Source organism: Rudanella paleaurantiibacter, assembly GCF_009184635.1.
Classification (GTDB): domain Bacteria; phylum Bacteroidota; class Bacteroidia; order Cytophagales; family Spirosomataceae; genus Rudanella; species Rudanella paleaurantiibacter.
In genome coordinates this window covers 746,647-766,166 of record NZ_WELI01000002.1, presented here as the reverse complement: position 1 = coordinate 766,166, position 19,520 = coordinate 746,647, and the positions used below count along the sequence as shown (strand labels likewise).

Here is a 19,520-nt window from a genome sequence, read left to right as displayed (position 1 = left end):
GCAGGAAAGGAGAAGGCAGGAAAGGAGAAAGGAAACCATTAGGCTGGCACTTTCTCCTTTCCTGCCTTCTCCCTTATCGGGCCAAAATAGGTACCCGAATGGTATCGGTTTCGATGGTGTTGCTCACGCGCAGGGCCCGGTCGCGAATCCGAATCTGGAACTTCACCGGCAATATCTGTGCGTTACGGGTGTAGAAGAAAACCTGCCGTAAATCAAGGGTGCCCTCAATAGCGCCCCGCTGTCCTTCGCGGGTCAGACGCGGAAAGAGTAAAAACCGGTTTTCGGGAAGGTCAAACGCTTCAAATCGGCCATTTACAAACCGGAAGGTCTTGATTTCGTAATTACCCCAGCCGTCTTTGTAACGCTCGGCCACCACGGCTGAGTCGGCTTTGTTGCGCGGGGTATTCTCGCCCAGGTCACCGTCGCCATCCGTAAATTTCACCGAGATGATGACCGAGTCGCGCTCACCACCCCCTACAACGGGGCGGGCAGGCAACCGGCGAAAGGGAGACATACCGAAATATTCAATTTTGGGCGTTTCGTCGAAATCAGGTTCGTTCCAGCATGAGGCCAGAATGAAGGAGAGCCCGAAGAGCAGGATAGCGCCGTGAATTAGTTGCCGTTGCATGGTGTTGTAAAATCGTAACAGAAGCTAATATAGTTTTTCGCTTGCAAAATTTACTTCAATGTCTCCCGCCAGAGTGGGCTCGCATACGGGCGAGTCTCAGACAGCGTATTTTAACCGTTGATGCCCACTCGTTTGAGTCGCTGGCGCTCGACGTTTTTCGGTATCAGGCGGCCCTCAATCCAACGTACCGGGCGTTTCTGAACGCCCTCCATGTCGAGGTCGATGGGGTTCGGCAGTTGACTCAGGTGCCGTTTATGCCCATCGGTTTTTTCAAACACCACGCCATCGTTTCGGCGGAGGGGCTTACGCAGGCGAACCTTGAATCGGCCGTGTGCTTTGCCAGTAGCGGAACCACCGGGGCCAACACCAGCCACCATTACCTCTTCGATGAGCCTTTGTACGATCAGGTAAGTCGGCAGATCTTTGAAGCTACGTACGGCCCGCTGACTAACGTCCATATTCTGGCACTGTTACCGTCTTACCTTGAACGAAATAACTCGTCGCTGGTGTATATGGTTCGACAGTTTATCGAGCAAACCGGGTCGGTTGATTCGGGTTTTTATCTGCACGACACCGACGGGCTAACCCGCCGGATTGAGCATCTGCTCGATACCTCTTCCCGGACCATTCTCCTGATGGGCGTAACCTTTGCCTTACTCGACTGGGTGGAGTCGGCAACGAACTTAGCATTTATTGGCGAAAGTAAGCGCGTGTGGGTCATGGAAACCGGGGGCATGAAAGGGCGTCGGCGCGAAATGCTACGGGAGGAAGTGCACGAAATTCTGACCGACCGACTGCAAACGCCCCACATTCACTCAGAGTACGGCATGACCGAGTTGCTGTCGCAAGGCTATTCGACGGGTGAGGGCGTATTCAGGCCGGGTGCGACCATGCAGATTCGGTTGCGCGACATCAACGATCCGTTTACCATTTTCCCGGCCAGTTATACCCGTACGGGCGGCATCAACGTCATTGATTTGGCTAATCTGGACTCCTGTAGCTTTATCGAGACCCAGGACTTAGGCCAAAACGGCCCAGAACCGGGTACGTTCCGGGTGATGGGCCGTTTTGATAATTCCGACGTGCGGGGGTGTAATTTGATGGTATAGAAAGGAATAAAGGGCTAAATGAGGAAAGGGAGAAGGGGCTGACGCACGGTTTGCCTTCTCCCTTTCCTCCCTTCTCCTTCTTATGCATACAACGCTACATCTTCGCCGGTGATGGTGTCTCCGCACATGATCACCAGGCGCTCAATCACGTTGCGTAGCTCGCGCACGTTACCCGTCCACGGGAGCGACTCCAGCTGCCGGATCGCATCGGGGCTGAGTTCTTTAACGGGCGCGCCGTACTCCGAAGCAATATCCTGCAAGAATTTATCGGCCAGGAGGCCAATGTCTTCTTTGCGCTCGGCCAGGGCGGGCACATGAATCACAATAACGCTTAGGCGGTGGAATAAGTCTTCCCGGAAGTTCCCTTCGGCAATTTCCCGGCGGAGGTCTTTGTTCGTAGCGGCAATCACCCGAACATTGACCCGGATTTCTTTGTCGCCACCCACACGGGTAATTTTATTTTCCTGAAGAGCCCGCAGCACCTTGGCCTGAGCCGACAGGCTCATGTCGCCAATTTCGTCGAGGAATAGCGTGCCGCCGTCGGCCTGTTCAAACTTACCAACGCGCTTGGCCATAGCCCCCGTAAAGGCTCCTTTTTCATGGCCAAACAATTCGCTCTCAATGAGTTCGCTTGGAATAGCGGCACAGTTTACCTCCACGAGTGGCATATTGGCGCGGTTGCCTTTCTCATGAATTTGCTTGGCTACCATCTCTTTACCGGAGCCGTTGGGGCCCGTTACGAGCACACGCGCTTCGGTAGCGGCCACGCGGTTGATGGTCTCTTTAACCTTCCTGATCGGGGCCGAATCTCCAACAATCTCGTTCAGTTTGTAGATTCGTTTGCGGAGGGTTTTGGTTTCCTGCGCCATCTTCGACCGCTCCAGGGCGTTGCGCACCGTAACGAGCAGCCGGTTCAGATCGGGTGGTTTAGTGATAAAATCGAAGGCGCCCCGTTTGGTAGCTTCTACGGCATTTTCGACGTTGCCAAAGGCCGATACCATGACGAATTGCGTGCCTTTGCCGGCTTCACCTACTTTCAGAAGCAGCTCCAGACCGTCAATCTTGGGCATCTTAATATCGCAGAGCGCTACGTCATAATTCGACCTCAGAATCATGTCCAGGCCTTCCTCGCCGTCTTTGGCTTCTTCTACATCGTACCCTTCGTATTCAAGAATATCGCGCAAGGCTGCACGGATGCTCTTCTCGTCATCAATGATGATGATTTTAGCCATAGTAGCGGAATAACTTAGTCAACTGCGGCTGGGATGTCAGCGCGTAAATCGGACGAATGTAAGAGGAAAGGCCCTCAGTTTGCAAGTAGAGCTTCTTTTTTTTGAGACAAAAAGTAAGAATGAAGCTGCGTGCATAAATATCCAATTGCGTATTTACTGTCGACAAGTAATACATGTACAAAACAGAAGTAACGCTTTCATTAGGCCAAATTTAACCTGCTTGTAAGGGAAAGTGACTTTGCACGAATCTACGAAAACTTATATTGGGCTCAAGCACGACTTTCTGGCTTTATGACCGAGTGTGGCACGGTGCTCTAGCCAACCACCGGTCTCCCCCAAAAACCGGGCTTGGCCAGACAGAATTATACGGTGCGTTAAACTTTTTGGAAGGTAAGTCTGTCTAACTGAAAACAGATTGCCAATTTTGCGGGCAATTTTATTAATCCGAAACGATAAGAATGAGAAAAGCACTCATGGCGTTGGTGGCGGTTATGCTGACGTTGCCAGCCTTAGCCCAGAAAGATAAGCGTGCCGGAGACATCCTGGATGCGATGAGTAAAAAATACAAAACGTACAAAACGTATCAGGCCTCTTTTTCCTTCACCGGCGACGGGGCGGCTCCCCTCAAAGGCGATCTGACGGTGAAAGATCAGAAGTTTCGGCTTAAGCTTGGCGGGCAGGAAGTTTTCAACGACGGCAAAACTATGTCGACGTACATCAAGGAATCAAACGAGGTGAACGTGCAGGACTATGACGGCAGCGCCAACAATGATTTTAACCCGAGTCGGATCTATTCGATTTATAAAAAAGGCTTCAACTACCGCTTTGTGGGTGATCAGAAACTGGCCGGAAAACCAGTTGAAGTTGTTGAACTGACGCCCGAGAAGAAAAATACGCAGGTTTCGAAAGTACAAATCAGCGTTGATAAGGCCGATAAGTCGATTCGGAGCTGGCAAATTACTGATAAGGCTGGCAAGAAAACGACGTATTCGATCAGCAAATTCACGCCCAATGTGGCTATCACCGACGCCTATTTTGTATTCGATAAAGCGAAATATCCCGGCGTTGAGGTAGTTGACTTACGTTAAGATAAGATACCACTTACAAAATTGTATAAAGGAGAACCCCTACAGAGGTTCTCTTTTTTTATGCTCATTTATAAGTAGTTGACATAAAAAAATACGAAAAATTATATTTAAAATCGACTTACAAAAAGAGGTTTATAGGGGTAATATACTAGAAGAGAAAATAATATTTGTACATTACACCCAATTCTTTACCTAAAATATTGTGAATCATAATTATGAGGAAACATCTATTAAATCTAATTCTGCTATCGGGAATAACGATGGCAACGGCCTGGGCGCAGTCTCGAACCTTATCGGGCGTAGTCCGAGACGCCAATGGTCAGCCAATACCGGGGGCTAACATTGTGATCCGTGGTACAAATCGTGGGGCCACTACCGATGCACAGGGGCGATACACCTTGTCCGACGTCCCCGCTACAGGCCGGGTTCAGATTTCAAGCATCGGCTTTTTGTCAAAAGAGCAGGACTTGGGCAATGGGCAAACGTCTTTGGATGTAAGTTTGGCGGAAGATGTCGCCAACTTGGAAGAGGTAGTGGTGTCGGGTTTGGCTACCAATGTAAAGCGCTCAAACCTGGCCAATGCCGTAACCCTGCTGGATAGTAAGGCTCTGACTGGAACCACAACGCCCACAACCACCGACGGTGCGTTTCAGGGAAAAATTGCCGGGGCCAACATTGTGGCCAACTCATCGGTGCCGGGTGGTGGTTTCAACCTGCAATTCCGGGGGGTATCTACGCTCGGTGCCTCGGCATCGCAGCCGCTATTTATTGTCGATGGTGTGTACATTGACAATGGGCAGTATTCCAACGGGCGTTCGGCTGCTAACAAAGCGGCAGCCGGCTCAGCCGCGAGTACGCAGGATAACAACGCCAACCGCCTGGCCGACCTAAACCCCGACGATATTGAGACGGTAGAGGTGTTGAAAGGCTCGTCGGCGGCTGCTATTTATGGTACCCGCGCCAATGCCGGGGTAGTAATTATCACCACAAAGCGGGGCAAAGGCGGCAAAACGACGGTTTCGTTTGGGCAGGACGTGGGCATCAGTAAAGCCATGAGTTTTTATGGTGGTGCCGACTGGACGGAGGAGAAACTGACCAACTATTTCGATAAGTCAGAGATTCCGCTCTTGCGGGAGGCTAAAGCCAACGGTACCTATACCGATTGGGAGCGGGTAGTGTTTGGCGGTACCGGACAAATCACTAATACACGGTTGGGTATTACGGGTGGGAACGAGCGCACGAAGTTCTACGTGAACGGAAGTATGCAGAACGAAAAAGGTATTATCAAGAATACCGGTTTCAAGCGCTACTCAATCCGGGCTAATATTGACCATAAATTATCGAGCTGGCTCGACTTTGGGGTAAATTCCAACTATATCGTGAGCGACAACGACCGTGGTTGGACCGGTAACGACAACTCCTACATTAACTACGGTTACTCGTTGCCCTACACCAAGCCCTACATTAATCTTTACCCGGATGCTAACGGCCGTTATCCAGACAATGGTTCGGGCGTGGGTGAAAACCCATTGGCTGTACGCGACCGGGCTATCAATAACCAGAAGAACAACCGCGTGCTGCAAGGCTTCACGGTAAACGCCCGGGCGATCAACAACGAGCGGTCGTCGCTGACGTTCCGGGTCAATGGTGGTTTGGATTATCAGAACGGGTATGCCCTGATCTGGTTGCCGTCCGATCTGCAATCGCAGCGGGCCGAGGCTAACCCCGGCTTCGCGCAGGACACGCGCACCGAAGTGTTCAACTCCAATGTGCAGTTGTCGGCTATCTACACGCAATCGCTCATGGACGGTCGTTTGAACCTGACGAGCTCAGCGGGGGCGGTTCGGCTCACGAAATACTTACGCTCTAATTTTGTACGCGGTACGGGCCTGCCAGCAGGTGTTTCGAACCCCTCACGCGGAAAAGTAATCGACGGATTCGTTGATTATCAGCGTAATACAGACGTTGGTTTGTTTGCTCAGCAAGATGCCAACTTTGAAGACAAAGTGATTGGTTCGGTCGGTATTCGTTTCGATAAATCGACGCTCAATGCCGACTTCGATAAATTCTATGCCTTCCCGCGGGCCTCGCTGGCGGTCAATGCAGCTCGCTTTGGCGACTGGGCCGGCAGTGCTGTGAGCCAAATGAAGTTCCGCGTTGCTTACGGGGCTACGGCCGGTCTGCCAACGTTCGGCACAACGTACTCACAGCTTACGGTAAGCGGGGTAGGTGGTCTGGGCGGCCTGGTACCGTCGACAATTTTGGGTAACGCAAGCATCAAGCCTGAGCGGGCTACTGAGCTGGAATATGGTCTGGATTTCGGTCTGTTCAACGGCCGCGTAACGGGTGAGCTGACCCTGTATAACAAGAAGGTATTTGACCTGATTCAGCCCCTGACCACGGCCCCCACTACCGGGGTTACCTCCACACAGATCAACGCGGCCGACCTGACCAACCGGGGTCTTGAGCTGACGCTTGGTGCCGATGTGGTACGCAGCTCTAACTTCAGCTGGTTTGTACAGCCTATTTTCTGGTATAACCGCTCAAAAATTACCCGGCTTGCCATTCCCGAACGCCTGACCGGAGGCTTCGGTGCTACGTTTGGCCAATGGCGCGTGAAAGAGGGTTTCTCGCCCACGCAGATTGTGGGCCAGCCCCGCACCGACCCGAACGACCCGCGTTCGTGGACCGTATATGGCGATCAGCAACCGAAGTACGAACTGTCATTGATGAACCGGATTACGTTCCTCAAAAACTTCGAATTCTCAGCCCTGCTTAACTATCGGCACCGGTTTACGGTGGTGTCGCTGTCGCGCGTGCTTTGGGATGAAGGCGGCAACACCTATGACTGGAACGAAACCGACGACATTGGCAATGACGGTAAAACGCCCAACGGTATATATCGTCAGAACGTAAACGGTCTCGGTGACAATGGCGACCCGAAGCCGGGCTACAACCCCGACGTGTACAGCTTCCTGAAGCTGCGTGAAGTGGCTTTGTACTACCGCGTGCCGACAGCAACGCTCAAGAGTGTGTTTGGTAATACGGTAAGCAATGTTCGGTTTGGGGTTTCGGGCAACCATTTGCTCCGCTGGACCAACTACACGGCTGGCTACGACCCTGAAAACTCAAACTTTGGTTCGCTCGCGCTGGGTGGCGGGGTCGACCTGGGTTCGTCGCCCGCAGTGCGCCGGATGATGTTCCACATTGCTGTTGATTTTTAAGGGTTTTTGTCGGACCGAGACATTCAAAGAAGAGATTCACTATGAAAAAACATACACAAATGCTGCTTACCACGCTGCTGGTAGGCGGTTTTACGGCCTGTAACCCGTTGCAGACCGAAGAGGTGATTGACCCAAACTACCCCAGTGTAGGGGCTGTTACCAACAATGCTACCAAAGCTCAACTTGATGGGCTTTCAATTGGGCAGGTTTCTATTGCCCGTGACGGCATCCAGACCTACCTCTGGGTAGTGGGTACGTTGGGCAAAGAGCTGTTCAACTTCAACGGAACCGAGTCACGCTGGCTTACCGAGCTCAACGGGTTGCGTCCCATCGATAACTCGGCCTTTTACAACGGGGCAACTACGGCGTTTGGTTTACCGGTACGTCAGGCCAACATTACACTGGCGGCTGTGAACAACACCAACTCGGTAACCGATCGTGAGAAAAACGGCTATCGGGGTATTGCTAATACATTTAAGGGGTTGGCCTATCTGTATATGCTTAATGCGCAGGGTTCCAACGGCGTTCGTTTGAATGTAGAAGACCCCTTCAAGCCGAGTAAGCCTGCCAGTTATGCTGAGTCGCTGACGGGTATCGCGAAAATTCTGGACGACGGTGCTGCCCAGCTCGATCAGGCTGGCACTGCGTTCCCGTACACGTTGCCGTCCGGGTATGCGGGTTTCGATACCCCAGCGGCCTTTAAGCGGTTCAACCGGGCTATTGCGTTGCGGGTCGCTATTTATCAGGCCGATTGGGCCAAGGCGGCTACCTTACTTCCGCAAACATTTTACAGTGCAACGGGCGACCTGAACGCTGGGCCACGGCATACGTTCAATGCCACCCCCCCCGACCGGGCTAATCCGCTGCTCAACACGGCATCGAGTCAGATTGTGGGTGTTCAGCAGGTATTCGATGCCGCCGAAGCCAACGACAAGCGCGTAGGAAAGGTACGTCGGTTGGCTACGCCACTTACGTACACGTCGGGCGTTACGTACAGTACGCCGTACCTGACTAATATGTACGCAAGTGCCAACGATCCTGTACCGATTATTCGTAATGAAGAGCTGATTTTGATTGCGGCCGAAATTGCGGCTCAGCAAGGTAACGCGGCCGAGGCCACCCGCCACCTCAACATCGTACGGACGGCAGCAGGTCTGCCTGCGTACGCCGGTGCCACCACACGCGATGCGTTGATCAACGCCATTCTGAAAGAGCGTCTGTACTCGCTGTTCTACGAAGGGCACCGGTGGGTCGATATGCGCCGGTACAACAAGCTGGGTGAGATTGTACTGCCTGTAGCCGGTATGAAAGTGCTGGAGCGGCTGGAGCGCCCCGTTGCCGAAGTGAACTGGGATGTCTTCAACCCGTAATAATGCTTGCAACCAAAAAGCCCCGCTGATTTCTCAGCGGGGCTTTTTGGTTGTATTGTTTCGAACGAGAGCCAGTCTATTGATGGGATCTGAGAAAGTGAGTCCCACAAACAGAATCATTTTACGCCAGCACACTCGTAACGAGTTGCTCCAGAATCAGACGGCCGTCGGTATTGCCCAGCAGGGGGTCGGCGGCACGCTCGGGGTGGGGCATCATACCAAATACATTCTTGCGCTCGTTGGCCACGCCGGCGATATTTTCGAGGCTACCATTGGGGTTAGCCGCGTCGGTAATGGCACCGGTTTCGTCGCAGTAGCGGAAAATCACCTGATCGTTGTCGTTTAGTTGTTTCAGCGTATCAGCGTCGGCGTAGTACCGGCCATCGCCGTGGGCAATCGGGATTTTCAGCGGTTGCTCTTTGTCGAGCCCCGCCGAAACCAGTACGCTCGACGACTGTGGCTTCAGATAAATGTTTTTGCAGGTGTACTTCTGGCTGAGGTTACGCAGCAGTACGCCCGGTACCAGACGGGCCTCGGCCAACACCTGAAAACCGTTGCAGATTCCCATCAGGTAGCCACCCCGGTTGGCGTGCGCAATTACCTCGTTCATAATGGGCGAGAACCGGGCAATGGCCCCCGTCCGCAGATAATCGCCGTGGGCAAAACCGCCGGGCAACAGGATAAAGTCACAACCTTGCAGGTCGTGGTCTTTGTGCCAGAGTTTCACAACAGGCTGGCCCATCAGGGTCAGGGCATCTACTGCATCCTGATCGCAGTTTGAGCCGGGGAATACGACAACGCCAAATTTCATAACTGAAAAGCGAAATAGTGAAAGGGAGAAAGAATAACATCCAGATCACAGCGGCTTAACCACTCGTTTACTCTTTTCTCTCTTGGTTGCAAAGATACGAATTAACCGTGCACCGCTACTGGTTTACCGTCATTTAAGGTCGCCTTGCCCCGCTCAAACGTCAGGTCGAGCTGCCCCAGATGAATACCGGCAAAGCCTACCTGATTGATGAGTGTGGGTTTACCATCGAGATTATTGACCGATACCGGGGCGTTCAGAAACGTGTGCGTGTGCCCCCCGATAATCAGATCAATGTGGCGGGTTTTGGCCGCCAGTACGTTGTCTGAAACCGTAGCATCGTTGTATTTGAACCCCAGATGCGAGAGGCAAATCACGTAGCTGCATTTCTCGTCCTGACGCAGCCGCCGGGCCATATCGTTGCCGATCTCAATCGGGTCGAGGTACTTGGTTTCGCGGTAGGCATCCGTCGGAATCAGACCCTTCGGCTCAATACCGAGACCAAATACACCAATCCGAACACCACCACGCACAAATACCTGGTAGGGTTTGGTACGGCCGTCCATCACGGTATTTCGGAAATCGTAGTTGGCAATCAGAAACGGAAAGTCGGCTTTGGCAAACTGGGTACGCATATTGTCGATACCTCCGTCGAAATCGTGGTTGCCAATGGTGCCTGCATCGTAGCCAAGCCGGTTCATAGCCAGAATTTCGGGCTCACCGAGGTACAGGTTGAAATAGGGGGTACCTTGAAAAATATCACCCGCATCGAACAGCAGTACGTGAGGTTTCTCCTTCCGAATCTGCTGGATGAGCGTCAGGCGTCGGGCCACGCCCCCTTTACCCGCGTTGCGTCCGCCATCGAACGGAAACGGGTCGAGCCGACTGTGCACATCGTTGGTGTGCAGAATGGTGATTTGGGTTGCTTTGGCCTTAGCCAAAACCTCGGGTGCAGTAGCCCCAACAACCGCGGCCGAGCCCAGCAGTTTCAGAAACTGACGTCTATTCGACAGTAACGCGTCCATCCGATACGGGGGTTAAAGGGGTACCAGTTTTACCCTGTTGACGAAAATAATCGATGAAGGCATCGCGGATGAGGTAGTTCAGGTTCTCGCGACGAATAGCCCCTTTGATGTAGCCTACGTTTTCACCTCCGTCGGCAATGTAATCGCTCATGGCAACGGTGTACGTCTCGTTGGGCTGTAGCGTTCGGCCGTTGGTAAACTGTACCGACTGCACTTTGCCATCCTTGATTTTGGTACGTAAGCCGCCAATAACCAAAGCGTTAGAAGACGCAAAGTGATTCAGAAACTGCTGAAGCATATCCCCTTTGAGGGTCATTACTACCAACTGATTATCAAACGGCATCACCTCGTAAATAGAGCCGATGGTGATGTTGCCCGCGGGCAGATTGGTTCGGATGCCCCCCAGGTTCAGGTGCGAGCAATCGATGGGTTTACCGTACCGCTGGGTAGCCTGTTTCAGCAGGGCGTCGGTGAGCAGATCGTTGAGCGGAGCGTCGGGTTGCCCTTTCTCAATGCGGCCCGTGGACCGGGTCAGGACCTCGTTCATGGTCTGATCGAGTTTCTGACGATAGGGTTGCAGAAAAGCCGCCATACCGGGGTCGGTTTGGGCCGTTACCGAGTCGACCGTTAGTCGGGTCGCGCTTTGCTGACCTAGATGATAGCTTGGTTTGCAGCCGGCAAGGCCAATAAGAACGAGCCAGACCGGGAGCCACTGTTTGGATGTCATTATGGAATCAACGCGTTTTGGGCGTTCAAAAGTTTACACTAACGCAGCTTTAGCGTTGCCAGCGTGAGGGCCGCCAGAATGATGCCCACAATCCAGAAGCGCGTCACGATTTTGGCTTCGTGGTAGCCTTTTTTCTGAAAATGGTGGTGTAAGGGCGACATCAGGAAAATGCGCCGACCTTCGCCGTACTTTTTCTTGGTGTACCGGAAATAGCTCACCTGAATCATGACTGACAGCAGCTCGACGAGGAAAATACCACACATGAGCGGAATCAGCAGCTCCTTCCGAATGGCCAATGCCACTACCGCAATCACGCCCCCCAGCATAAGACTACCCGTATCGCCCATGAAAACCTGCGCCGGGTACGAGTTGTACCAGAGAAAACCCACGCAGGCTCCAACAAAGGCCGCGCAGAAAATAACCAGCTCGCCCGAGTTCGGGATGTACATGATGTTGAGGTATTCCGAAAAGCGGGCGTTACCCGACAGGTACGCCAGTACCCCCAGCGTAAGCGCAATAATAACCGACGAACCAGCCGCCAGCCCGTCGATACCGTCGGTGATGTTGGCCCCGTTCGATACGGCGGTGATAATGAAAATACAGACCGCCGTGTAGATAATCCAGGTGTACTCGTCGGGAAGTACACCAAACAGAAGCGAGCTGTAATCGAACTCATTGTTTTTCAGGAACGGAACCGTGGTCAGCGTCGATTTGATGTCTTCATAAACCGATACCGAGCCAATATTGGTGCTCACCACGGGCTTGTCGTAAATCCGGATTTTTACGTACCGGTTAAACGACAGCGTAAGGCCCACAATCAGGCCCAATCCTACCTGACCTACAATCTTGAACCGACCGTGTAGCCCCTCTTTGTTTTTCTTGAATACCTTGATGTAGTCGTCCAGAAACCCGATCAGGCCCGTCCAGACGGCCGAAACCAGCAACAGAACAATGTACACATTGGAGAGTTTGGCAAACAGCAGCACCGGAATCAGCAGAGCGGCCAGAATAATGAAGCCCCCCATGGTAGGCGTGCCGCGTTTCTGCATCTGCCCTTCGAGGCCCAGGTCCCGAATCGACTCGCCAATTTGCAGTTTGCGGAGATAGTCGATGATTCGTCGGCCAAATACCGCCCCGATAATCAACGAGGTAACTACGGCGCCCAACGCCCGGAACGAGAGGTACTGAAATACCTGTGCACCGGGAAAATCGAACTGCCGGTCGAGGTACGAGAAGAGGTAATAGAGCATTGTATTGAGTGAATGAGTGAATGAGCGAATTAGTGAATGATAACAGGCAAGCGGGTGTGCTTAAGACTTCATTCGCTCATTCACTAATTCGCTCATTCACTAATTAAACAAAGTTACGCTTTTCCGCGGTTTGCAAAAGCTTCGCGGAGTACGAGCCGGTCGTCGAAGTCGTATTTCACGCCTTTGATTTCCTGATACGTTTCGTGGCCTTTGCCCGCTACCAGAATAATATCGTGCGGTTGGGCCAGGGCCACGGCGCGCTCAATGGCCTCGCGCCGGTCTTCTATCGTGATGGTTTTTTTGAAATCGATGGGGGGCACGCCAGCCTGCATTTGTTCCAGAATGGCCATCGGCTCCTCATGGCGGGGGTTGTCCGATGTCAGAATCACGCGTTGGCTGAATTTGCACGCAATCTCGGCCATAAGCGGGCGCTTGGCCGCGTCGCGGTTGCCCCCGCAGCCCACCACCGTAATGACTTGCGGTAATCGGCCTGTTTCGCTTTCCTGACTAAACTCGGCAATGGTTTCGAGTACGTTTTGCAGGGCGTCGGGCGTGTGGGCGTAATCGACAATACCCACAATCCGATCGTCCGAAATCACCTGCTCGAACCGGCCCGGCGGAGGCATCAGGCCCGAAAGCTGGGTCAGCACGTCGTCGGGGTCTTCGCCCAGCAGCACGGCCGCGCCATACACCGCCAGCAGGTTGTACGCATTGAACCGCCCGATGAGTTTGAACCACACCTGCCGGTTGTCGATGTCCATTTCGAGCCCAAACAGGCCGTCGGCCAGAATCTTGCCTTTGAACGTGCCCAGCGTTTGCAGCGAGTAACTCTCTTTGCGGGCCAGGGTGTTCTGGAGCATCACAGCGCCCCGCTTATCGTCGGCATTGGTGAGGGCAAAAGCCGCACGGGGCAGCTGGTCGAAAAAGCCTTTTTTGGCCTTGATGTAGTTGTCGAAGGTTTTGTGGAAGTCGAGGTGGTCGTGGGTGATGTTGGTAAAAATACCCCCCGCGAAATGCAGCCCCGCAATGCGCTCCTGTACTACCGCGTGCGAGCTTACCTCCATAAACACGTGCGTACAGCCGTGCTCCAGCATCCTGACGAGCAGTTCGTGGGTCGTGATGGCGTCGGGCGTTGTGTGCGTGGCCGGGATTACGGTATCGTCAATCTGGTTTTGCACCGTCGAGAGGAGACCGCAGCGGTATCCGAGTGAGCGGAACAACCGGAAAAGCAACGTGGCCACCGAGGTTTTGCCATTGGTGCCGGTCACGCCGACCAACCGAATTTTCTTGGACGGATGCCCGTAAAAGTTCGCGGCTACTAGCCCCATTGTCCGGGCCGAGTCGGCAACTTGTACAAACGTTACGTGCTCGGGGGTTTGGTCGGGCAGGGCCTCGCACAAAATGGCCGATGCGCCCAGCTCAATGGCTTTATCGATATACGCATGACCGTCGGTAACGGTACCCCGCACGGCAATAAACAGGCTCCCCGGTGCCACCCGGCGCGAGTCCATGGTCAGGTGCGTGACGTCGGTATCCATGCTGCCCGCTGTAGCTTGCAGCGGGACTTTGTATAGCAGAGAGGATAATTGCATAGGGCAAAGGTACTCACTCTAATGTCAAGACGATACCCCGGTTACTTTTGAGGTCGCTGCCGGGTTCTACAGATTGGGCCGAAATGCGCCCGCGTCGGCTCCCCCGAATAGCCACCCGAACCCCTCGGTTTTCGAGCAGGGGTAGGGCGTCGCGCAGGGGCAGGCCGCGTACATCGGGCATTTTACCCTCGCGGGTGGGCAATGATTGCCAGTTGCCATTTTCGGTGGTGCGTACCCAGCCTTCTACCGATGGCTCTTTGCCCAGTTCCAGCTCCTGACTAATCAGGTGGAGGTCTTCGGCATAGCCTGCTTTGGGTAGGGGAGCTGCCTGCGCTTTGTTTTTACGCAAGGGCGGGTGCATCCGAATATCGTACGCATGAATCCGGTCGGCTACGGCGCGGAAGACCGGTGCGGCTACTTTGCCGCCGTACAGCGAGTCGATGTTACTGAACCGGGGGTTATCAATGGCGGCCAGAATGGTGTACTTGGGTTTGTCGGCCGGGAAATAACCGATAAACGACGAGTAATAGAAACCCTCGCGGAAGGTGCCCCCCATGTATTTCTGGGCGGTACCTGTTTTGCCGGCAATTTTATAGTACGGGCTCATAATGGAGCGGGCGGTACCACGCTCCACCACGCCTTCGAGCATTCGTTTGGCCAGTTGAATCGTCTTTTTTGACGCAATAGGTTCGGGGGCCACATAGGGCTCAAATGCCTCGACGAGGTCGCCGGCCTGCCGAATTTCTTTCACAATCATGGGCCGCACCCAACGGCCGTCGTTGGCTACGGCGTTGTAGAAAGTGAGCATTTGTAAAGGCGTAATGAGCATCTCGTACCCGTACGACATAAACGTGAGCGAGGTCTTGCTCCAGCCCTTGGAGTCTGGGTTGCGAATAAACGGAACCCCTTCGCCTTTCATGTGAATACCCGTGGGCTGAGTCAGGTGAAACCGGCGCAGGTATTGACAGTACAGGTCGGGGCGCTTGTAAAAATAGCTCTGCATGAGCAGGTGCACACCGATGTTCGATGATTTTTCGAACACTTGCTGGGCGGTCAGGGTGCCGTACCCACCCCGTTTGGGGTCAATAATGTCGATGGTTCGGTACCGCAGCCGTCCGTTGCCGGTATGCACAATTTTGTTGGGTGTAATGGCTTTTTCTTCGAGCAAGGCCATCATGCTCACCAGCTTGAAGGTAGAGCCAGGGTCGGTACGGCCAGCCAGGGCGTGGTTGAACGTTTCGAGGTATTGGCCCGATCCGTCGGAACGCGGGTAGCGGGTGAGGTTGGCCATTGCCCGGATCTCGCCCGTTTGTACCTCCATCACAATCACCGTTCCCTTGTCGGCCTGAAACTTCTCCATGTACTGTCGCAACGACGACTCAGCCATGTCCTGGTAGTTCACGTCGAGCGTGGTGTACAAATCCATGCCCGTTTCGGGGCGCATATCGGGGCCATCGTCAACCGGTTTCTTTACCCCATTGCTCAGAACCTCCACGAGCCCAACGGCATTTTTCCCGGCCAGGTTTTTCTGAAAACTGGCTTCGAGGCCCATCAGCCCCTTACCGGTTTTCGCGTCGAGGTCGCCCAGGGTTCGTTTGGCCATTTCTCCGAAGGGATGATACCGCTCGTAGTACGGCCTGAAGACCCCTCCGCGGGCACTGATTTTAGCCGAACGGCGGAAAAACGGCCATTGGCGCATGTACTGCCGCTCGGCATACGTAACCCGGCGGCTGTACAGAGGCAAAAACTGCCTGCCGTGTTCGCGAGCGTCGCGAGCCATATCGGCATACTCGGCGGGCGAGTGGTCACCAAAGATTTTGGACAGCAACCTGCCGAGGGAATCCACCTTCTGGGCAAAATACGCTGAGTCGGCAATGGTCGGGTCAAGGCCTACCTCATAGGTTGGAATAGAGGTTGCCATCAGGCTCCCGTCGACAGCATAAATGTTGCCGCGCATGGCCCGTAGCGTATCGCGCCGAATCTTAACGCCTTCGAGCCGTTCAATCCAGTGCTTACCATCGTAGACCTGAAAATACTGTACATACACCAGTTTGGCTATAATGGCCACGGCCACCACAACCAGCCCCAGGTAGAGGTAGGTGGCCCGCTTCAGGAAGTCCTGCTTAATACTCATCTGGCTTCACAACAAGTTTACGGGGTGGAGTTTGACTATCGGTCAGGCCAAGGGGCGCTACGCGCTTGCTCAGCTCCGACTGTTTGCCGCTCTTCATGAAATCGGCCTGTAGGGTTGTGTACTGCGCGCGCAGCTCATCGAGCTCAATTTTGGCCCGCTGAATCCGGCGCACGAGTCGCTCGGCATTGTGTGTGAGCCCAATGTAAATGATGAGCAACATTGTGATCCACAAAATGCGGTCGATGTTGCGGATGGGCCAGGAGTTATTCTCGCCGAAAAGCCGGTCCAGACCAATGACATCGTTGACCCAGTTGGTCAGGCGGCTTTTGCGTTTTTGCCGGGCAATGGTTTTGGGGGTGCGAAAGGTGTTTTGAGCCATTTTTCTGCAATTCTCAATTTGGCGCTACGTGCTCGGGGGTTGCGGCTAATTTCCTCGGCGGAGGCTTCGATAGGCTTGCGGTTGACGGCTTGCAACGGTTTCAGCTCGTTGCCATAGAGGTCTTTTTCGACCTCACCGTGAAACTTACCCTTGTTAATGAAATTCTTGACCAGCCGGTCTTCGAGCGAGTGGTAGCTCATCACCACCAGCCGCCCGCCGGGCGTGAGGGTGTCGGGTACCTGTTCCAAAAACTCCTCCAGTACGCTCAGTTCTTCGTTTACTTCGATTCGGATGGCCTGAAAAACCTGCGCAAAAAACTTGTTTTCCTTACCCCGTGGGGCCAGTCGTTGCAGGGCGGCTTTCAGGTCGTTGACGGTTTGCAGCGGGCGGTTGGCGCGGGCGGCCACAATGGCCGTAGCGGCTGTGCGGGCGTTCGTGATTTCGCCGTACATGCCCAGAATCTTGTGTAATTCGGCTTCGGTAGCGGTATTTACCACCGCCTTAGCCGAACGCTCGGCCTGCTGATTCATGCGCATGTCGAGGTCGGCATCGAACCGGGTGGCAAAGCCCCGTTCAGGCGTGTCAATCTGGTGCGACGAGATGCCCAAATCGGCCAGAATGCCATCCACCTGCTTAATGCCGTACAGCCGCAAGAACCGTTTGAGGTTGCGGAAGTTGGCCGGTACAAACGTCAGGCGGGGGTCGTGGATAGCCTCGGCATTGGCGCGGGCGTCGGCGTCCTGGTCAAAGGCAATAAGCCGACTGTTCGGGTCCATTCGTTCCAGAATAGCCCGGCTGTGTCCCCCTCCACCGAAGGTGACGTCTACGTAAATACCGCCCGGCTTAATAGCCAGCCCATCGAGGCACTCGGTGAGCATTACGGGTTCATGGTAACTTGTTGTCATGCAAAATAGGGCGGAACCAAATCGAAACGGTCGGCCGTTACAAACTTAACGAAACCGCCCCGGAAGTGAATCAGGCGGCTCAGATATTCATTTTTGGTTTCTTTCGCGGTATGAACAAATTGCTGCTTCTGCTCTCACTGGCAACGTTTTCTACAGCCTGCACGGCCCAACCTGAAAAACCGCTGACGGCGGGTGTATGGCGCGCTACCGTTAAAACCGCCGGGGGCGAGCTACCCTTTGGTCTCGACATTCAGCCGGGGGCGGATAAACAAACCTTTACCGTGCACGCCGTAAATGGTAAGGAACGGCTGCCGATGGATGCGGCTACGTACCGCAACGACACACTGCGGATTCCGATGTCGCTGTTTGAGTCGGAGATTGTGGCCCGGGTGGAAGGTAAAACCATGCGGGGTATCTGGCGTCGGCGCCGGACGGGCAACGAGTACCAGAGCATTCCGTTTGAAGCCCAACACGGCCTGAATTACCGCTTCACGCCCGACGGTCGTGCGGCCTCGGTCAACCTGACCGGTAAATGGGCGACTACATTCCGTAGCACTGATGGAACCGATACGACGGCTGCTGTGGGCGTGTTTGAGCAGGAGGGTAACACCATTGCGGGCACGTTTCTGACGCCCACCGGCGACTACCGGTATCTGGCCGGGAATGTAGTCGGCGATAGCCTGCTGCTGTCGTGCTTCGATGGCTCGCACCTGTTTCTGTTCAAAGCCAAAGCCAAAGCGGGCCCGGCCGGCCGAACCTTGACCGGTACGTTTAATTCGGGGCCTACCTATGCCGAAACCTGGACGGCCCGTTTCGACCCCAACGCGTCGCTGCCCGACCCGGCGAAACTGACGTTTATCAAACCCGGTCAGAAATTTTCGTTTTCGTTTCCAGAACCCACCAACAAACTGGTTTCGCTTTCCGACGACCGGTTCAAGGGTAAAGTGACCGTGGTGCAGATTCTGGGTTCGTGGTGCCCTAATTGCATGGACGAAACCAACTTCCTGAGCCCGTGGTACAAGAAAAACCGGAGCCGGGGCGTCGAGGTGGTGGGTCTGGCTTTTGAGAAATCGGCCGTCATGGCGGAGTCGGGGCCGCGCATTCAGCGGATGAAAGAACGGTTTGGTATCGAGTATCCGGTGTTGCTGGCCGGTACCAACGATAAGGCCGAAGCTGCCAAGGCCCTGCCAGCTCTGAATCGGGTAGTCGCTTTCCCGACAACCATTATTCTGGACAAAAAAGGGCAGGTACGCCACATTCACACCGGTTTCAGCGGGCCGGGCACCGGGGTTTATTACGATCAGTTTGTCGACGAGTTCAATGGCTTGATTACGAAGCTACTGGCCGAATAATGGTGCCGATTCGGGCCGCTCGTCTATGATTTCTAACAAACTTACGCTGCCAGCGGTGGTCAGTGCGCTGATGACGGTGGCTCCTTTGCTCACCAGTTCGTTTATCACGTATCAGGTGCTGGTCAATGAGCCGGTGCTGGCGGCCCTTACGGCCGGGCAGTGGGTCGGGGTGACGGTTGTGTGCGCGTTGGCGTCGGCGCTGGCGCTCATGCCGCCCACTTTTCTGGCTTTAGTATTTGGCTACTTTTTGGGTTGGAACGCCCTCATTCCCTTGTTTGCCCTAAACATGGTCGCCATTCTGTTTGTGAACACGGCTGTTCACTGGCTCGATGGCGACCGCCTTCGGCATCATCTCGAACAAAACCCGAAGGTAGGTCAAATTCTCGACCGCATCGGGCAGCGCGAACTCCGGTTTATCTTTTTCGCCAAACTTTCGCCCGTGTTACCCTTTGCCGTGACCAACTTAGTGTTTGCCTTGTCGGGGGCACGGCTGTACAATGTGTTGCTGGGCGGTTTTTTGGGTATGGTGCCCCGCACGGCGCTGGCCGTTTGGGCCGGGAGTCAGGCGCGTGAGCTGCGGGCCTTACTCACCCAATCGGGCGGCATGGCTAACCTGGGCTGGACACAGGGTATTGTGGCCGCGTTGCTGCTGGTATCGGTAGTGGGGTTGTGGCGGGTGTTGAAGGGTAAGTAAAGG

At 54.2% G+C, this 19,520-nt stretch carries 16 protein-coding genes; 6 read left to right on the top strand and 10 right to left on the bottom strand.

The genetic code is table 11. The annotated features are described in order from the left end of the window. Window positions 1-73: 73 nt before the first annotated feature. Entirely contained in the window at window positions 74-628 is a 555-nt protein-coding gene (locus F5984_RS08010; RefSeq protein ID WP_152123715.1) for a hypothetical protein, read from the bottom strand. 41 nt (window positions 629-669) lie between these two features. On the opposite strand from F5984_RS08010, the gene F5984_RS08005 reads away from it, so the two are divergent. Continuing rightward, window positions 670-1,737 (top strand): acyl transferase, encoded by a 1,068-nt coding sequence (locus tag F5984_RS08005; protein WP_152123714.1) that lies wholly within the window; start codon window positions 670-672, stop codon window positions 1,735-1,737. A gap of 80 nt (window positions 1,738-1,817) precedes the next feature. On the opposite strand, the gene F5984_RS08000 is transcribed toward F5984_RS08005, so the two are convergent. Continuing rightward, entirely contained in the window at window positions 1,818-2,969 is a 1,152-nt protein-coding gene (locus F5984_RS08000; RefSeq protein ID WP_152123713.1) for a sigma-54-dependent transcriptional regulator, read from the bottom strand. 458 nt (window positions 2,970-3,427) lie between these two features. On the opposite strand from F5984_RS08000, the gene F5984_RS07995 reads away from it, so the two are divergent. The 3 genes from F5984_RS07995 (at window position 3,428) to F5984_RS07985 (ending at window position 8,651) form a co-directional block, all read left to right on the top strand. Then, entirely contained in the window at window positions 3,428-4,057 is a 630-nt protein-coding gene (locus tag F5984_RS07995) for a LolA family protein (RefSeq protein WP_185155445.1), read from the top strand. 260 nt (window positions 4,058-4,317) lie between these two features. Next, entirely contained in the window at window positions 4,318-7,281 is a 2,964-nt protein-coding gene (locus F5984_RS07990) for a SusC/RagA family TonB-linked outer membrane protein (protein ID WP_152123712.1), read from the top strand. A 41-nt stretch (window positions 7,282-7,322) separates the two neighbouring features. Then, complete coding sequence (locus F5984_RS07985) at window positions 7,323-8,651, top strand: RagB/SusD family nutrient uptake outer membrane protein (protein ID WP_152123711.1); 1,329 nt, start codon at window positions 7,323-7,325, stop codon at window positions 8,649-8,651. A gap of 121 nt (window positions 8,652-8,772) precedes the next feature. Here the strand turns inward: F5984_RS07985 and purQ are convergent, their stop codons facing one another. From purQ to rsmH, 8 genes are all read right to left on the bottom strand, one after another. Continuing rightward, window positions 8,773-9,462, bottom strand: coding sequence for a phosphoribosylformylglycinamidine synthase subunit PurQ (gene purQ / locus F5984_RS07980; protein WP_152123710.1), 690 nt, complete (start codon window positions 9,460-9,462; stop codon window positions 8,773-8,775). Between the two features lie 101 nt (window positions 9,463-9,563). Further along, a complete protein-coding gene (locus tag F5984_RS07975) occupies window positions 9,564-10,484 on the bottom strand; it encodes a bifunctional metallophosphatase/5'-nucleotidase (protein ID WP_152123709.1) in 921 nt (306 codons plus the stop codon). Further along, window positions 10,462-11,211 carry a 5'-nucleotidase C-terminal domain-containing protein gene (locus F5984_RS07970; protein WP_152123708.1) on the bottom strand — a complete coding sequence of 250 codons (750 nt, stop codon included), beginning with the start codon at window positions 11,209-11,211 and terminating at the stop codon, window positions 10,462-10,464. The genes F5984_RS07975 and F5984_RS07970 overlap by 23 nt, the downstream gene beginning before the upstream one ends. 38 nt (window positions 11,212-11,249) lie before the next feature. Further along, window positions 11,250-12,461, bottom strand: a complete 1,212-nt coding sequence (mraY, locus tag F5984_RS07965; RefSeq protein ID WP_152123707.1) for a phospho-N-acetylmuramoyl-pentapeptide-transferase — start codon at window positions 12,459-12,461, stop codon at window positions 11,250-11,252. Between the two features lie 113 nt (window positions 12,462-12,574). Then, window positions 12,575-14,053: a UDP-N-acetylmuramoyl-L-alanyl-D-glutamate--2,6-diaminopimelate ligase gene (locus F5984_RS07960; protein ID WP_152123706.1), complete on the bottom strand. Its 1,479-nt coding sequence runs from the start codon at window positions 14,051-14,053 to the stop codon at window positions 12,575-12,577. A gap of 13 nt (window positions 14,054-14,066) precedes the next feature. Beyond that, a complete protein-coding gene (locus tag F5984_RS07955) occupies window positions 14,067-16,187 on the bottom strand; it encodes a penicillin-binding protein (protein ID WP_152123705.1) in 2,121 nt (706 codons plus the stop codon). Further along, a complete protein-coding gene (locus tag F5984_RS07950; RefSeq protein ID WP_152123704.1) occupies window positions 16,177-16,566 on the bottom strand; it encodes an FtsL-like putative cell division protein in 390 nt (129 codons plus the stop codon). The genes F5984_RS07955 and F5984_RS07950 overlap by 11 nt, the downstream gene beginning before the upstream one ends. After that, window positions 16,503-17,471 (bottom strand): 16S rRNA (cytosine(1402)-N(4))-methyltransferase RsmH, encoded by a 969-nt coding sequence (gene rsmH, locus F5984_RS07945; protein ID WP_152123703.1) that lies wholly within the window; start codon window positions 17,469-17,471, stop codon window positions 16,503-16,505. Before rsmH ends, F5984_RS07950 begins: the two co-directional genes overlap by 64 nt. A gap of 110 nt (window positions 17,472-17,581) precedes the next feature. Between rsmH and F5984_RS07940 the strand changes: the two genes are divergently transcribed. Together F5984_RS07940 and F5984_RS07935 are read left to right on the top strand one after the other, a co-directional pair. After that, the gene (locus F5984_RS07940; protein WP_246168863.1) at window positions 17,582-18,823 is read left to right on the top strand and encodes a peroxiredoxin family protein; all 1,242 of its coding nucleotides are present in this window, start codon (window positions 17,582-17,584) and stop codon (window positions 18,821-18,823) included. Between the two features lie 25 nt (window positions 18,824-18,848). Continuing rightward, complete coding sequence (locus tag F5984_RS07935) at window positions 18,849-19,517, top strand: TVP38/TMEM64 family protein (protein WP_185155444.1); 669 nt, start codon at window positions 18,849-18,851, stop codon at window positions 19,515-19,517. The last annotated feature ends 3 nt before the right edge of the window (window positions 19,518-19,520 follow it).

Coding starts and splice junctions, on each gene's coding strand:
- F5984_RS07950 (WP_152123704.1), bottom strand. CDS start 16,566: ATGGCTCAAAACACCTTTCGCACCCCCAAAACCATTGCCCGGCAAAAA.
- F5984_RS07990 (WP_152123712.1), top strand. CDS start 4,318: ATGGCAACGGCCTGGGCGCAGTCTCGAACCTTATCGGGCGTAGTCCGA.
- F5984_RS08000 (WP_152123713.1), bottom strand. CDS start 2,969: ATGGCTAAAATCATCATCATTGATGACGAGAAGAGCATCCGTGCAGCC.
- F5984_RS07985 (WP_152123711.1), top strand. CDS start 7,323: ATGAAAAAACATACACAAATGCTGCTTACCACGCTGCTGGTAGGCGGT.
- F5984_RS08010 (WP_152123715.1), bottom strand. CDS start 628: ATGCAACGGCAACTAATTCACGGCGCTATCCTGCTCTTCGGGCTCTCC.
- F5984_RS07960 (WP_152123706.1), bottom strand. CDS start 14,053: ATGCAATTATCCTCTCTGCTATACAAAGTCCCGCTGCAAGCTACAGCG.
- F5984_RS07940 (WP_246168863.1), top strand. CDS start 17,582: ATGAACAAATTGCTGCTTCTGCTCTCACTGGCAACGTTTTCTACAGCC.
- F5984_RS07935 (WP_185155444.1), top strand. CDS start 18,849: ATGATTTCTAACAAACTTACGCTGCCAGCGGTGGTCAGTGCGCTGATG.
- rsmH (WP_152123703.1), bottom strand. CDS start 17,471: ATGACAACAAGTTACCATGAACCCGTAATGCTCACCGAGTGCCTCGAT.
- F5984_RS07970 (WP_152123708.1), bottom strand. CDS start 11,211: ATGACATCCAAACAGTGGCTCCCGGTCTGGCTCGTTCTTATTGGCCTT.
- F5984_RS07955 (WP_152123705.1), bottom strand. CDS start 16,187: ATGAGTATTAAGCAGGACTTCCTGAAGCGGGCCACCTACCTCTACCTG.
- purQ (WP_152123710.1), bottom strand. CDS start 9,462: ATGAAATTTGGCGTTGTCGTATTCCCCGGCTCAAACTGCGATCAGGAT.
- F5984_RS07995 (WP_185155445.1), top strand. CDS start 3,428: ATGAGAAAAGCACTCATGGCGTTGGTGGCGGTTATGCTGACGTTGCCA.
- mraY (WP_152123707.1), bottom strand. CDS start 12,461: ATGCTCTATTACCTCTTCTCGTACCTCGACCGGCAGTTCGATTTTCCC.
- F5984_RS07975 (WP_152123709.1), bottom strand. CDS start 10,484: ATGGACGCGTTACTGTCGAATAGACGTCAGTTTCTGAAACTGCTGGGC.